This is a genomic window from Streptomyces sp. NPDC005494, from assembly GCF_042872025.1.
Lineage (GTDB): Bacteria > Actinomycetota > Actinomycetes > Streptomycetales > Streptomycetaceae > Streptomyces.
Map to the genome: position 1 here is coordinate 42,530 of NZ_JBIAJR010000009.1, position 14,179 is coordinate 56,708.

Here is a 14,179-nt window from a genome sequence, read left to right on the forward strand (position 1 = left end):
TTGATTCCGGAACGGCGACAGCTTGCCGTCGCGCAGGCAACATGTGGGCCACCTCACACGCACACACGGCTCGAAAGGCGGCATCCGGTGCGACTGCGCACTCCATTCGCCCTGTTCGGGGCAGCGCTGCTGGTGGTCGTCGGCCCGCCCCTGCTCTCCACCGGCAGCGGCTCCGGCACCGGCACGCAGATCCCCGGACTGCGCTTCATGGTCCCCAACACACCCGGCGGCGGTTACGACATCACCGCGCGCACCGCGGCCAAGAACGCCGAGGACGCCGGACTCACCCACGGCATCGAGGTGTTCAACCTGCCCGGCGCGGGCGGCACCGTAGGCGTGACCCGGCTGGCCGCCGAGCACGGAAACGGCAAGCTCGCCATGTCGATGGGCCTCGGCGTCGTCGGCGCCGTCCACACCAACAAGTCGGCCACGACCCTCGCCGACACCACCCCGATCGCCCGGCTCACCGAGGAGCAGGACATCGTGGTCGTCGCGAAGGACTCCCCGTACGAGACGATCGGCCAGCTGCTCACCGCCTGGAAGAAGGACCCGGGGAAGATCCCGGTCGGCGGCGGTTCCTCGCCCGGTGGCCCCGACCACCTGGCGCCGATGCTGATGGCGAAGGCCGCGGGCATCGCGCCCGCGAAGGTCAACTACATCCCCTTCGACGGCGGCGGCGAGCTTCTCGCCTCCATCCTCGGCAACAAGGTCGGCTTCGGCGTCTCCGGTGTCGGTGAGTACCTCGACCAGATCGAGGCCGGTGAGCTGCGCCTGCTCGCCGTCACCGGGCCGAAGCGGGTCCCGGGCCTCGACGCGCCCACCCTCCGCGAGGCGGGGCTCGACACCGACTTCACCAACTGGCGCGGCATCGTCGCGCCGCCCGGACTCTCCGACTCCGAACGGGACAAGCTCATCGGCCTGGTGAGCGAGCTGCACGACTCGAAGCAGTGGCGCGACTCCATGAAGAAGAACGGCTGGGACGACGCCTTCCTCACCGGCGACGACTTCGGCGACTTCCTGGACGCCCAGGACCGCCGCGTCGCCACCGTCCTGAAGGAGCTGGGACTGTGACGGACGAGACCGGGCCCCGGCCCGCCACCGCACGCGCCTGGCTGCGCGAGCACTCCGAACTCGGTGTGTGCGTCATCCTGCTCGTCCTGGGCGCCCTCGTCCTGACCGACGCCCTCACGATGGACGTGGACATCACCCAGCGCGGGCCCGTGGGCCCCAGGACCGTCCCGATCGCCGTCGGCGCAGGGCTGCTCGCCGTGGCCGTCCTGCTGGCCGTCGACGTGCTGCGCGGCGGTCGGGGCGAAGCCGAGGGCGGCGAGGACGTCGACCTCGCCGAACCCGCCGACCGGCGCACCGTCGCCCTGCTCACCGGCGTCTTCCTCGCCTTCGCCGCCCTCATAGGCCCGCTCGGCTTCCCGATCTCCGGCGCGCTGCTCTTCTGGGGCTCCGCGTACGCACTGGGCAGCCGCCACCACGAACGTGACCCGCTCATCGCCGCCGGGCTCTCCCTGGTGACCTACTTCGTCTTCGACAACCTGCTCGGGGTGCCCCTCCCGGGCGGCCCGCTGATGGGGGTGCTCTGACCCGTGGATTCCCTCAACTCCCTCGTCGACGGCTTCGGCACGGCGCTCACTCCGGTCAACCTGCTCTGGGCGGCGCTCGGCGTCCTGCTCGGCACGGCGATCGGCGTGCTCCCCGGCATCGGCCCCGCCATGGCCGTGGCCCTGCTGCTGCCGGTGACGTACGGACTCGAACCGACCGGCGCCTTCATCATGTTCGCCGGGATCTACTACGGCGCGATGTTCGGCGGCTCCACCACCTCGATCCTCCTGAACACCCCGGGGGAGAGCGCGGCCGTCGTCGCGGCGATCGAGGGCAACCCGATGGCGAAGGCGGGACGCGGCGCCCAGGCGCTGGCCGCCGCGGCCATCGGCCACTTCGCCGGCGGCATGATCGGCACGATCCTGCTGGTCGTCCTCGCCCCGACCGTCGCGTCGCTCGCCGTCGACATCGGCGCACCCGACTACTTCGCCATCATGGTGCTGGCCTTCATCGCCGTCACCTCGGTCCTGGGCTCCTCGCGGATCCGCGGCCTCGCCTCGCTCCTCATCGGCCTCACCATCGGCCTCGTGGGCCTGGACCAGATGACGGGCCAGCAGCGCCTGACCTTCGGCTCGCTCCAACTGGCCGACGGCATCGACGTGGTCATCGTCGCCGTCGGGCTCTTCGCCATCGGGGAGGCCCTCTGGGTCGCCGCGCACCTGCGCCGCTCCAGCGGGAAGCCGATCCCCGTCGGCCGCCCCTGGCTGGGGAAGCCCGACGTCCGGCGCACCTGGAAGCCGTGGCTGCGCGGGCCCTTCATCGGCTTCCCCTTCGGCGCGATCCCGGCCGGCGGGGCCGAGATCCCCACCTTCCTCTCGTACGTCACCGAGAAGCGGCTGTCCAGGCACCGGGACGAGTTCGGCAAGGGCGCCATCGAGGGCGTCGCCGGACCGGAGGCGGCGGCCTCCGCCTCCGCCGCCGGGACCCTGGTCTCCATGCTCACCCTCGGACTGCCCACCACGGCCGTCGCCGCCGTCATGCTGGCCGCCTTCCAGCAGTACGGCATCCAGCCCGGACCGCTGCTGTTCGAGCGCGAACCCGAGCTCGTCTGGGGCCTCATCGCCTCGCTCTTCGTCGGCATGGTGCTGCTGCTCGCGCTGAACCTTCCGCTGGCTCCGGTCTGGGCGAAGCTGCTGCGAATCCCGCGCCCCTACCTCTACGCGGGCATCCTGTTCTTCGCGGCCGTGGGTGCCTACGCGGTCGGGGGAGAGGCCGTCGACCTGGTGATCCTGCTGGTGATCGGACTGATCGGCTTCGGTATGCGGCGGTACGGCCTTCCCGTGCTCCCGGCCGTCATCGCCGTCATCCTCGGCCCCTCCGCCGAACAGCAGTTGCGGCGCGCCCTCCAGATCAGCGACGGCAGCGTGACCGGTCTGGTCGACACCCCCTTCTCCGTGACCGTCTACGCGATCGTCGCGGTGATCCTGCTGTGGCCGCTGGTGAGCAAGGTGAGGGGACGCGACAGGACGTGACGGGCTGTCGGCGGCGGCTGCGACAATCGTGGGTATGACCACGACCGACTGGGACGCCGCCGCCGAGTCCTTCGACGACGAGCCCGACCACGGGCTCCTGGACCCGGTGGTCCGCAGCGCCTGGGCACGCCGGATGGAGACCTGGCTGCCCCCCGCCCGCTCCGAGGTGCTCGACCTCGGATGCGGCACCGGAAGCCTGTCCCTGCTCGTCGCAGGTCAGGGGCACCGGGTCACCGCGGTCGACCGGTCACCGCGCATGGCCGAGCGGGCGCGGGACAAGCTGGCCGGTACCGGCGCCGAGGTGCTCGTCGGCGACGCCGGCCGTCCGCCGGTCGGCAACCAGCGGTTCGACGTGATCCTCGCCCGGCACGTGGTCTGGCTGCTGCCCGACCCCGCGGCCGCCCTGCGGCACTGGTTCTCGCTGCTGCGTCCGGGCGGACGGCTGGTGCTGATCGAAGGGGTGTGGGGCGGCACCGGCCTCTCGGCGGCCCGTCTCACCGCCCTCCTGGCCGAGCACACGGAGCGCGTCCACCACGAGCCGCTCTCCGGCGACGCCACGCTCTGGGGCAAGGAGGTCGACGACGAGCGGTACGCCCTGGTGGCCCGCGCCGAACCCCCGCGCAGGCACGCCGAGGTCGTCGACGTCCACCTGATCCTGCGCCGGGGCTCCGAGGTGCTGCTCGCCCGGCGCGCCGGCACGGGATACGCGGACGGACTGTTGCACGCCCCCTCCGGCCACGCCGAGGAGGGCGAGGACGTCCGGGAGGCGATGGTGCGCGAGACGGCCGAGGAGATCGGGATCGTCCTCGACCCGGACGAGCTCCGGGTCGCCCTGGTGATGCAGCACAGGGGACCGGGCGGTAACCCGAGGATGGGATGGTTCTTCGAGGCGCACCTCGACCCCGCGCGCCCGCCCCGCAACGCGGAGCCGGACAAGTGCTCCGAGCTCGCCTGGTACCCCCTGGACGCGCTGCCGGACGACATCGTGGCGTACTGCCGGGCGGGACTCGACGGATACCGCGCGGAGGAGCGCTTCCTCATCCACTGGCACGAGGACGGCGACACCGTCGCCTACGCCCCGGAGGGACCTCGGCGCGCCGTCCCGCTGCCGGTGGCGGCGGCCCCCACCGGCCGGGTGCACCACATCGAGCTGTGGGTCCCCGACCTGGCGGAGGCCGAGGCGGAATGGGGCTGGCTGCTCGGCGAACTCGGGCATGTCCCGTACCAGAAATGGGCCCACGGCCGCAGCTGGCGGCGCGGCGACCTCTACGTGGTGGCCGAGCACTCACCCGACCTGACCGGCGGGACGCACGACAGACTGCGCCCGGGCCTCAACCACCTGGCGTTCCACGTCCGGGACCGCGCCACCCTGGACGCCCTGGCCGCACGCGCTCCCGGACACGGCTGGCAGCCGCTCGTGCCCGGCGGCGTCCCGGGCGCCGACGGGGGGCACTACGCGGCGTATCTGGTGAACAGCGCGGGATTCGAGGTGGAACTGGTCGCCCCGTGAGGGCACCCCGCTCGTACGCCCCGGGCCCGGGTCAGCCCACCGCGCCTCCGAGCAGCCTCGTGACGAGGTCCTCCTCCGCGATCCGGGTGCTGCGCCCCTCGACGACCACCGCCTCCCCGTCGACGAGCACCGCCGCGACGGTCCGGCCCCCCGCACAGGTCAGCAGGGTCGCACCGGGGTCGCGCACCGGGAGCACCGCGTAGTCGCGGGAGAAGCGGTGGAGCACCAGGTCGGCCTGCACACCCGGCACGATCCCGAGCGGCCTGGACTCCAGCCCCAGGGCGGCGTTGGCCCCGTCCGTACCGATCGCGAGCATCTCCTCGAAGCCCAGCAGATCGGCCTGGCGGCGTGCGGCCCGCTGGAGGTAGGAACCGATCCGCAGGGCCTCCATCACATCCTGTGTGTCGTTGCTCGCCGCACCGTCCACGCCGATGCCGACCCGGAGGCCCGCCGCGAGGAAGTCCGGGACCGGCGCGATGCCACTGCCCAGCCGCATGTTGCTGAGCGGGTTGTAGGAGACGGCCACGCCGTGCGCGGCGAGGGCCCGCTGCCCGGCCGCGTCGAGTTCGACGCAGTGCACCGCCAGCAGCCTGTCCCAGAGGAAGCCGGCCTCCGCCAGATACTCCACCGCGCCCAGCCCCGCGTGCTCACGGCACATGACCTCGTCGGTCGGGGTCTCCAGCAGGTGGAGGGAGACCGGCATGCCGCGCTCCTCGGCGAACGCCCGTACCTCCCGCATGCCCCGGGGAGTCAGCGTGCGCGGGTTGGGAACCGCGAGGCCGACCCCGATCCGGGTGGAGCGCGCCGCCACGGCCAGGGCGTCGATGTGCGCGAAGACCTCGTCGAGAGGCTGCATCAGCCGGGGGTCCATGCCCCAGCGGCGTGTCGGGTCGGGCCGGTCGCACACACCCCGGCCGAGCACGGCACGGATGCCGGAGTCGTCCAGGGCGCGCAGCACGGCGTCATGGACCTCGGCCGAGGGATGGGGCCACATGTGCTCGACCAGGGCGGTGGTCCCGCTGCGCAGTGCCTCCAGCGCCGCCGCCGCAGCGGCCGTGTACGCCTGCTCCGGGGTGAGGTCCACGGTCTCCTCGCCGACCAGATGCAGCCAGGCGAGCAGCGGCTGCCCCTCACCGATGCCGCGCATCCGGGCCTGGTGGAGATGGGTGTGCGTGTTCACGAGCCCCGGGATCAGATGACCGTCCGTACCGTCCAGGACGCGCGCGCCCTCGGGTACGGGCACACTGCCCGTGGGCCGGAGCGAGGCGACCCTGCCGTCCGTGATCTCCACGTCCTGCCCGGGCAGCCACGCCCCCCGGCTCCACACGGTGACGTCGGTGACGAGGTCGATGTGCGTCACAGCGTCACCCCCTCGGGAGCGGTGCGGAGCCCGGGGCGGGCAGGATGTGGGACGAGGCAGCCGTGTGCCATCGCTCCTCCTCGGATCGAAGCAGGGGAAGGGACGGCTGGTTCGCGCCGCCGGCGCCCGGCGAGGTCCCCGCGCGGAGGTGGCGGCGCACACCGGCCGTTGCAGCCATGACCGGTGCGGCCCCGACGGTAGACACCCTTTGTTTCCGCCCCGTTGCGCGCCCGCGACGCGTCCCCGCCGCCGGATCGGAACCTGTGCGTAACGCGCCGATACGCGTCCGCAACACGCTCCGGGCAGGCTCGGATCCATCGCGTACGACACAGGTCGTGCCAGCCGCGCACCGGATTCCCGGCCCTCATGGCCCCCGGCGGGCGCAGCCGCGGCCCCGTACGGACCCGGGCAACCGGTTCCGTACGGCTGCGGACGAGGAGCAGGGGCGGTGACTGCACCTCGCACCCACACCCGCGACAAGCGCACAGGGAGACACCGCGATGGGACAGGACACCCAGCACACCGCTCCGACCGGACCCGCCACCGCCGCCATGGTCGAACTCGACCGGGAGTCGGCGATGGGCGGGCTCGGCGCGGAGACCGCCCGGCGCGAGATCCGCCGCATCGACCTCACCGGCTTCGAGGAGCGGCGTGCCGAGATCACCGGCCAGCTCTGGGAAGCGGCGACCGACATCGGCTTCTTCCAGATCACCGGGCACGGCATCACCCCGCAGGAGACCGACGCCGCCTTCGAGGCCGCGGCGGCGTTCTTCGCCCTGCCCGCCGGGACCAAGCAGCGGTACGCGATGGCGCCGGGCACGAACGCGGGCTGGGAACACCGCAGCCAGGTGCGGCCGTCCGTCGGCATTCCCGACGAGAAGGAGTCCTACCAGCTCACCCGGCCGCGCATGGCAGGGCTGTGGCCCGCGGACGAGGAGGTGGCCGGATTCCGCGACACCGTCCTCGCCTTCGAGTCGCACTGCCGGGAGGTGGCGATGCGGGTGCTGTCCTGCTTCGCCGACCGGCTGGGCATGGAGCGGGAGTTCTTCGCCCGCGCCCACGATCCGCTCAGCGCCGGACACCAGTCGACGCTGCGCCTGCTCCACTACTTCGAGGCACCGAAGGCCCCGGAAGGCTCCGGGGTGTGGTGGCGGGCCGGCGCCCACACCGACTTCGACTGCCTCACCCTCCTCTTCCAGCGGGAGGGCCAGGGCGGCCTCCAGGTCTGCCCGGGCGCCGAGCGCGACGCCCAGGAGTGGACCCCGGTGCCCGCCACCGCCGACGCCATCACCTGCAACATCGGGGACATGCTGATGCGGTGGAGCGACGACCGGCTGCCGTCCAACTTCCACCGGGTCAAGGCGCCCGGCCCGGGTGACGACCACGGCGCACGCCAGTCCATCGCCTACTTCGCACAGGCCGACCGGGACGTGCTCATCGAGAGCCCGCAGGGGCTGTACCCGCCGATCACGGCGGGCGACTACATCAAGCAGCGCATCGCCGCGAACTTCGCCGGCGCCCCGCGCGACTGACCCCTGCCGTATACGGCCCGGTGGGCGAAGGCCCCGCGGCGTGTGGTCCCCGACGACCACCGCCGCGGGGCCTTCTCGCGTGCCCCGGTCGCGGAGGGAGCCTGCGCACGGTTGGGGGAGAGTCGCATACGCCGGCGCCGGGGCCCGTGCCGGCGCGGTTCGCGCGGTACGGACCCCGGCGTGAGGGGACGGGCTGCGGGGCGGGGGTCAGCCGATGCCGACGGAGTGATCGGTGTACGCGTCGGTGAAGACGTCCCCGGGCTTGAGCCCCGCCGGCACGGCGGACCCCTTCTCCCGTATCACCGGCGCGAGTTCACCGACGAAGGAGGCCACCCGCTTCATGTCGTACGTCCCGAGCGAACCGTCCGCCTCCTCGGCGACCAGGCCCTCGTCCTTCAGGAACGCGGCGCTGTAGTCGGCCTCGCCCTGGGTGTAGGGGGAGTAGGAGCTGTCCTGCGAGACCACGTCGACGATCGTTTCGTTCGTGCTCTTCGGGGAGCCGATGTACGCGGCACCCGCCTTCTGCACGATCGGGACCAGCTTCTCCAGACAGGGCGCCAGCTTCTCCCTCCGGTCGGCGCGCACCGCGAGGTTGGACGCGTAGATGTCGTAGCCCGCGTCCTTCAGGAGCTGGAACCCCACCTTCCTGCCCCAGGCCGGTGTCTCCTTCTCGTACGTGTACGGCTCCGAGTTCGCGAAGCCCTGCTGGACGACCTCCGGGTCGCCGACGAAGCGGGCCGGGTTGCCGTCGTAACCGGTGTCGAGCTGCTTCTTCTTCACCAGGCCCTTCGCGACCAGCCAGTCCGGGTAGAACTGGTCCTTGGAGACCAGCACCGTCGCCCCGGAGCCGGCCAGCGAGTCCAGGCTCAGCCCCGGATGCGCCTCGGGGTCCCACATCAGCATCGCCGGGCTGTACTTGAGCAGCGGGGTGACACCCACGACGCGCTGGGCGCCCGAGGCCGCGATGAGCTGGTCGGAGTGGACGAGGCCGAGGTGCACGGAGTCGTCGGCGTACATCTGCGAGGGCACGGACTGGAATCCGATGGCGGGTCCGCCCGCCTTGAGCGTCAGATCGACACCCGTGTCCTTGCCGCCCGCCACCAGCGGGCCCGTCACGGACTTGTCGGAGCTGTCGACCCTGTAACCGGGGCCCAGCATCTCGAAGAGCGCGCCCATGTCGGACTGCGGCTGCCACTGGAGCTGGACGACGACGGTGGAGGGACAGACCCCGTCGAGCCGTTCGGCCGCCGCCGCGGGCGCGATGTCGACGGATGCCGTGGCCGAGCCGCCACCGCCCTGACCGCAGGCCGTGGCGGCCAGGAGCGGGCCGAGAGCGAGGGCGAGCGCGCCGAAGCGGCGGAACGTCATGGGCCTCATGCGGTTCTCCAGGGAAGGTCGCGCCGGGAGGGGCGGGATGCGGATACGCCGGGGTGCGAGGTCGCGGTCGGCGGGGGAGCGGCCGACTGCCTCGATGCGCCACTGTGACGGAGCCCTGTTACGACGTCATTACATGCAACCAGTTGGATTCTGTTGTTCTGGAAAGTTGATTGCATGTAGCGCCTCAGGCGTGTGTGCTGGTCGCCCTGGGGGCGCGAACCCCGTTGCAACTTGGGCTTAAGTGGGCTCAGGGCGCGCCGCGTCACGAGAAGTTAACGCAGGTCTTCTTGTGCCGAGTTACATGCAGTTCCAGACTGGCAGGCATTCCGGCGCAGCGGTTCCCCCCGGTGGCGCCGGGCCCCCGCCACCAGCAGAACGGAGAGTCCGTGCACCTCGTCGACACCCTTCGGCACGTGGACGCCAGCCATCTGATGAAGGGGGTACGGGTCTCGTTCGACCACGTCGGTGTCCGCTATCCCACCGGCACCCAGGCGCTCGACGACGTCACCCTCGCGGTGCCGGACGGCCAGTTCACCGCCATCGTCGGACCGTCCGGCTGCGGAAAGTCCACCCTCCTGCGCCTCGCCGCCGGACTGGAGAGGCCCACCGCCGGCTCCGTCGCCCTGGACACCTCCTCCGTCGGATTCGTCTTCCAGGAGGCCACGCTCCTGCCCTGGCGCACGGTCAGACGCAACATCGGCCTGCTCGCCCGGCTGGCGAAGGTCCCGAAGGCGGAACGCGAGGCGCGCGTCGACGCCGTGATCGACGCCGTCGGCCTCGGTGGCTTCGCCGGCCAGCTGCCCCGCGCGCTCTCCGGCGGCATGCGCATGCGCGTCTCGCTCGCCCGGGCCCTCGTGCTCCGCCCCGATGTGATGCTGCTCGACGAACCCTTCGGCGCCCTCGACGAACTCACCCGCCAGGACATGCAGGTCGAACTGCTGCGCCTCTACGAACAGAGCCGGTTCACCGCCCTGTTCGTCACCCACTCCGTGGCCGAGGCCGTCCTGCTCGCACAGCGCGTCGTCGTCATGTCCCCGCGCCCCGGCCGGATCGCGGCGGTCGTCGACATCGACCTGCCCGCCGCCCGGGGCCCCGAACTCCGCTACGACCCGCGTTACGTCGAACACGTCGCGGCCGTCTCCGCACTGCTCCAGGAGGTCCGATGACCAGCACAGCCGCCTCCACCGGCACGGCTCCCGCGCCTTCCGCCGAACGGACCGCCGAGGAGCCACCCGAGGAGCTCACCGGCACGTCCGCCGGCACGTCCGCCGGGAACCTCACCGCGAAGCCCGCCGAGGCCGCCCCGCCCGCCGCCCCCGGCTCATCCTCCCGGGCTCGGCGGGCCCTCGCCGCCGTCGCGGTGCCCGCACTCGCACTGGCCCTCGGCATCGGGGTCTGGTACGCCGTCAGCTATCTGCTCCTCGACCCCGCCCGGCGCTTCCTGCTCCCGCCCCCGCACCAGGTGGTCTCACGGTCGCTCGCCGACCCCGTCCATCTGGAACCCATGCTCCAGGCGCTCGGGGTGACGGCCAGGATCGCCGCCATCGGCTTCGTCCTCGCCGCGCTGATCGGTATCGGCACCGGCTCCCTCATGAACCAGGCCCGGTGGGTCGAACGCCTCGTCTATCCGTACGCCGTCATGCTCCAGGTCATCCCGGTCCTCGCGATCGTCCCGCTCATCGGCCTGTGGTTCGGCTTCGGTACCGGCTCCCGGGTCATCGTCTGCGTGATGATCGCGCTGTTCCCCGTCATCACCAACACCCACTTCGGCCTGCGCTCCGTCGACCGTGGCCTGCACGAACTGTTCACCCTCGGCCGTGCCTCCAGGGTCCGCCGCCTCGTCAGCCTCGAACTTCCCGCCGCGCTGCCCTCGGTGTTCACCGGGCTGCGCATCGCCTCCGGGCAGGTCGTCATCGGCGCCATCCTCGGCGACATGTTCTTCGCCAAGGGGGAGCCCGGCATCGGAACCCTGCTCGACACCTACCGGGCGACGCTGCGCTCCGAGGACCTCATCGCCGCGATCGCGCTCGCCTCGCTGTTCGGCATCGCGGTGTACACCGTCTTCACGCTCGCCTCGCAGGCCGTGGTGGGCCGCTGGCACAGCTCGGGCGACCGCCGCTGACACCGTGCCGCCGGCCGCCAGCCCGTGCGTTCCGCTCGTTCCGTGCGGTCCGGCGGCAACAGCCACCTCCACCGCGGGCGTTCGGTGGCGAGCACCGCGGCGGCCGGCACGGACACCGGGACCGCCGCCCGGGCGGGCCGGGCCGGCTACGCGAAGACCACGGCCGCCGTGAGCGGGAGCAGAACCAGCCGCACCGTGACCAGCCCGGCACCGCCACGATCACCCGCACCTGGTCGCCGGGGGTCGAGAAGACCGTGGGCAGGCCGATCCGGAGGAGGACCGCCACGACGGCGAGCACCCGGGCGACGGGCTCGGTGGAGAAGCGCTGGACCGACGCGGCGCGGTCGGGCGGTCGTTCCATGAGTCCCCCGGGCCACGGTTCGACGAGCGACAGCAACGTACAGCCCGGCGCGCGAGCCCGCAGGGCCCACGCAACCCGTCAGCCGGCCGGGCGCACTATGCTCGGCCCGGAATGTGAGGGACGACCACCCCGCATGACCACCACCCCAGCACCCACCGCCCCGGCGCCGGGACGCAGACCCGCACGTCCGGCGGCCGGCACGGCGGGCCCCGCGCCCAGGAGAACCATGACCCTCGACAGCGGCGAACTCCTGGCCGACGCCGTGTACCAGCGCCTGCTGGACCGGATCTTCGGCGGCGACCTCGTCCCCGGCGCCCCGCTCAGCGTCCCCGCGCTCGCCGCCGAGATGGACGTCAGCCGCAGCCCCGTACGCGAGTCGGTACAGCGCCTCATCTACGACGGTCTCGCCGTGCACATCCCGCACGCCGGAGCGAAGGTCGCCCAGCTCGACCAGGAGTCCGTCTTCGCCGTGCTCCAGGTCCGCGAGGTGCTGGACGGCCTTGCGGCGAGAGAGGCCACGCTCCGCGCCCGTACGAGCGATGTCGCCGCCCTGGAAGCGCTCGTCGCACGGCAGGAGGCGCTGCTCGGTGAGGCCCCCGACCCGCAGCGCGAGGCCGCTCTCGACCTGGAGTTCCACACCGCGATCCGGGCGCTCGCGGCCAACACCGCCCTCAGCGACGCCCTGCACCGCCTCGACGCCCAGGCCCATCTCTACCGCTCGGCCCTCTGGTCCTCGCAGCACAACAGGGAACTCGCCCTGCGGGAACACCGCACGATCCTGGCCGCCATCGACGCGGGAGACGCGCCCACCGCCCAGACGGCGGCCGCCGCCCATGTCGCTGCCCTCACCGTCCGGATGCGCCGCTGGACGGCCGACGAGAGCTGAGTACACCCGGCCGGATCAGGCCACCAGCCCCGCCAGGCCCTCGGCGCGGGCCAGGGTCTCCAGCTCGTCCAGTGCCCGCACGGCCGCCTCCGCCGCCGAGGGGTCGCGCCCGGCAAGCCCGCTCTCCTCGAACTCGTCCTCGTCCAGGCGCAGCACGGACGAGCCGTCGGCCGACACCCACAGGTCGAGATCCAGGTCCTCGACCAGGAGCTCGGCACCCCGGAGCACGGCGGGCCGGGTGATGTCGCAGTACCAGCCCTTCAGTTCACCGTCACCGGTACGGACCTCCTTCACGGCGTACCACCGGTCGCGCCAGTAGTGCTCGGTGAGGACATCGCCCGGCTCGAACCGCACGAAGCCGAAGTCCCGGACCCCCGGGGCCGCCCAGGGAGCCCGGACGGTGATCCTGGTCCCGTCGTCGCTCACCTGCTCGGCCGGGTAGCGGATCTTGGTGCGACCGGCCTTGACCAGGGCGACCGTCACCGTGGCCGAGGGGTCAGACGAGTGTGCGGACATGACGTACCTCCGTGGCACAGATCTCGTAGCCGAACCAGCGGTTGATCGCCAGCATCGGCCCGTTGTCGGCGTCGTTGCCGGTGTAGGCGTCCGTGTATCCGGCGGCGCGCGACCGGTGCAGCGAGTCACACTTGGCGAGCTTGGCGAGACCCCGGCCGCGGAAGGCCCGCATGGTGCCGGTCATGCCCGACCAGTAGCGGGTCAGACCGTCGGTCTGCGCGACGCTGAACGCCGCGACCTTGCCGTCCACCACGACGACCGTGGTGAGCGCGTGGTCGAAGCCGGGCTGCCGCCAGGTCGTGGCCAGCCAGTTCTCGTAGTCGGAGAACTCCACCGGGGTGTCGCTCGGCTCGTCCGCGGTCGTCTCCGCGTCCGCCTCGAACAGCGGGCGCGGGTCGTGCTCGTAGTCGGCGGCGGTGCGCAGCTCCACCCCGGCAGGGAGCTCCGGGACCGGCGGCAGCGCGCCGCCCGCCAGGTCCAGACGGAGGAAGTGCGCCGGCCTGCGCGGCGCGTATCCGCGCTTCGTGGCGAACGCGCGGTTGGCCGCTTCGTCGAGCACCCAGGCATACACCTCGGTCGCACCGACTCCGGCCAGATACTCCTCACCGGTCCGCGCGAGCAGCGACCCCGCCCCGCGTCCCGTCCTGCCGGGGAGTACGTACGGGTTGCAGAACCCCTGGCCGGGCTTCGCGCTCTCGTGGGAGACGCCGACCTGCGCGGTGCCGATCACCTCGCCGTCCTCCTCGGCCACCAGCAGCCGGTAGTGCCGGTCGGGATGGGCCGAGGCCAGATCACTCAGCACCTGCTCCGGCGTCGTCACCATGTACGGAAGCGCGGCCCGCCTCACCCGCACCCAGGCTTCGGCGTCGGAGGGCAGGAAGTCACGCACGAGTACCGTCATAAACGCACGCTAACGCGGGGAGCCGCCGGCCCGCGCGCGAATTTCCGGCGGTGACCTGCGGTGCCGGGACGCGTGGTGCGAGAGAATCGGCGCGTGACCCTGAAGATCGCCGTTGACCCGGATTCCGCCACCGCACCGTACGAACAGCTGCGCGCCCAGCTGTCCGAACAGGCCCGCTCCGGCGCCCTGCCCGTCGGCTTCCGGCTCCCGACCGTACGCGGCCTCGCGGGTGAACTGGGCCTAGCCGCCAACACCGTGGCCAAGGCCTACCGCGCGCTGGAGAGCGACGGCGTGATCGAGACGCGGGGCCGCAACGGCACCTTCGTCGCCGCGGCAGGCGACGCCGCCGCACGCCACGCGGCGACGGCGGCGCAGGAGTACGCCGAACAGGCGCGCCGGCTGGGCCTGTCACAGGCCGACGCGCTCACGCTGGCCGAGGACGCGGTCCGGGCGGCCTACGCGAGGTGACCCTCCGCGGGTTGTGCTGCCTGCGGGGGTGACGCTGGGCGTCCCGTGCGGCCGGCCTGC

Annotated in this window: 13 protein-coding genes; 9 read left to right on the plus strand and 4 right to left on the minus strand. The window is 72.5% G+C overall.

Annotated elements, in window-relative coordinates; genetic code table 11:
- Window positions 1-87 precede the first annotated feature (87 nt).
- From ACFYQ6_RS24575 to ACFYQ6_RS24590, 4 genes are read left to right on the plus strand one after another with little or no spacing between them, the layout of a single operon-like run.
- The gene (locus ACFYQ6_RS24575; protein WP_361574887.1) at window positions 88-1,071 is read left to right on the plus strand and encodes a tripartite tricarboxylate transporter substrate binding protein; all 984 of its coding nucleotides are present in this window, start codon (window positions 88-90) and stop codon (window positions 1,069-1,071) included.
- On the plus strand, window positions 1,068-1,595 hold the full coding sequence (locus ACFYQ6_RS24580; protein WP_361574884.1) for a tripartite tricarboxylate transporter TctB family protein: 528 nt from the start codon (window positions 1,068-1,070) through the stop codon (window positions 1,593-1,595). Before ACFYQ6_RS24575 ends, ACFYQ6_RS24580 begins: the two co-directional genes overlap by 4 nt.
- Window positions 1,596-1,598: 3 nt before the next feature.
- Window positions 1,599-3,086, plus strand: a complete 1,488-nt coding sequence (locus ACFYQ6_RS24585) for a tripartite tricarboxylate transporter permease (protein ID WP_361574881.1) — start codon at window positions 1,599-1,601, stop codon at window positions 3,084-3,086.
- Window positions 3,087-3,120: 34 nt separating this feature from the next.
- Window positions 3,121-4,596: a trifunctional class I SAM-dependent methyltransferase/NUDIX hydrolase/VOC family protein gene (locus ACFYQ6_RS24590; RefSeq protein ID WP_388764932.1), complete on the plus strand. Its 1,476-nt coding sequence runs from the start codon at window positions 3,121-3,123 to the stop codon at window positions 4,594-4,596.
- A 31-nt stretch (window positions 4,597-4,627) separates the two neighbouring features.
- On the opposite strand, the gene ACFYQ6_RS24595 is transcribed toward ACFYQ6_RS24590, so the two are convergent.
- Window positions 4,628-5,956: an amidohydrolase family protein gene (locus ACFYQ6_RS24595; RefSeq protein ID WP_388764934.1), complete on the minus strand. Its 1,329-nt coding sequence runs from the start codon at window positions 5,954-5,956 to the stop codon at window positions 4,628-4,630.
- A 500-nt stretch (window positions 5,957-6,456) separates the two neighbouring features.
- Here ACFYQ6_RS24595 and ACFYQ6_RS24600 point away from each other — a divergent pair, with 500 nt between their 5' ends.
- A complete protein-coding gene (locus ACFYQ6_RS24600) occupies window positions 6,457-7,488 on the plus strand; it encodes a 2-oxoglutarate and iron-dependent oxygenase domain-containing protein (RefSeq protein ID WP_361574872.1) in 1,032 nt (343 codons plus the stop codon).
- Window positions 7,489-7,695: 207 nt separating this feature from the next.
- Here the strand turns inward: ACFYQ6_RS24600 and ACFYQ6_RS24605 are convergent, their stop codons facing one another.
- On the minus strand, window positions 7,696-8,865 hold the full coding sequence (locus ACFYQ6_RS24605; RefSeq protein ID WP_361574869.1) for a hypothetical protein: 1,170 nt from the start codon (window positions 8,863-8,865) through the stop codon (window positions 7,696-7,698).
- 413 nt (window positions 8,866-9,278) lie between these two features.
- On the opposite strand from ACFYQ6_RS24605, the gene ACFYQ6_RS24610 reads away from it, so the two are divergent.
- The 3 genes from ACFYQ6_RS24610 (at window position 9,279) to ACFYQ6_RS24620 (ending at window position 12,234) form a co-directional block, all read left to right on the plus strand.
- The gene (locus ACFYQ6_RS24610; protein ID WP_361574866.1) at window positions 9,279-10,031 is read left to right on the plus strand and encodes an ABC transporter ATP-binding protein; all 753 of its coding nucleotides are present in this window, start codon (window positions 9,279-9,281) and stop codon (window positions 10,029-10,031) included.
- Window positions 10,028-10,987, plus strand: coding sequence for an ABC transporter permease (locus ACFYQ6_RS24615; protein WP_361574863.1), 960 nt, complete (start codon window positions 10,028-10,030; stop codon window positions 10,985-10,987). Before ACFYQ6_RS24610 ends, ACFYQ6_RS24615 begins: the two co-directional genes overlap by 4 nt.
- 587 nt (window positions 10,988-11,574) lie before the next feature.
- Window positions 11,575-12,234, plus strand: coding sequence for a GntR family transcriptional regulator (locus ACFYQ6_RS24620; protein WP_361574860.1), 660 nt, complete (start codon window positions 11,575-11,577; stop codon window positions 12,232-12,234).
- A 15-nt stretch (window positions 12,235-12,249) separates the two neighbouring features.
- On the opposite strand, the gene ACFYQ6_RS24625 is transcribed toward ACFYQ6_RS24620, so the two are convergent.
- Both ACFYQ6_RS24625 and ACFYQ6_RS24630 read right to left on the minus strand, forming a co-directional pair.
- Window positions 12,250-12,750, minus strand: coding sequence for a DUF402 domain-containing protein (locus ACFYQ6_RS24625; protein WP_361574857.1), 501 nt, complete (start codon window positions 12,748-12,750; stop codon window positions 12,250-12,252).
- On the minus strand, window positions 12,731-13,651 hold the full coding sequence (locus ACFYQ6_RS24630; RefSeq protein WP_388764938.1) for a GNAT family N-acetyltransferase: 921 nt from the start codon (window positions 13,649-13,651) through the stop codon (window positions 12,731-12,733). The genes ACFYQ6_RS24625 and ACFYQ6_RS24630 overlap by 20 nt, the downstream gene beginning before the upstream one ends.
- Before the next feature lie 93 nt (window positions 13,652-13,744).
- On the opposite strand from ACFYQ6_RS24630, the gene ACFYQ6_RS24635 reads away from it, so the two are divergent.
- Complete coding sequence (locus tag ACFYQ6_RS24635) at window positions 13,745-14,119, plus strand: GntR family transcriptional regulator (protein ID WP_361574851.1); 375 nt, start codon at window positions 13,745-13,747, stop codon at window positions 14,117-14,119.
- Window positions 14,120-14,179: the final 60 nt, after the last annotated feature.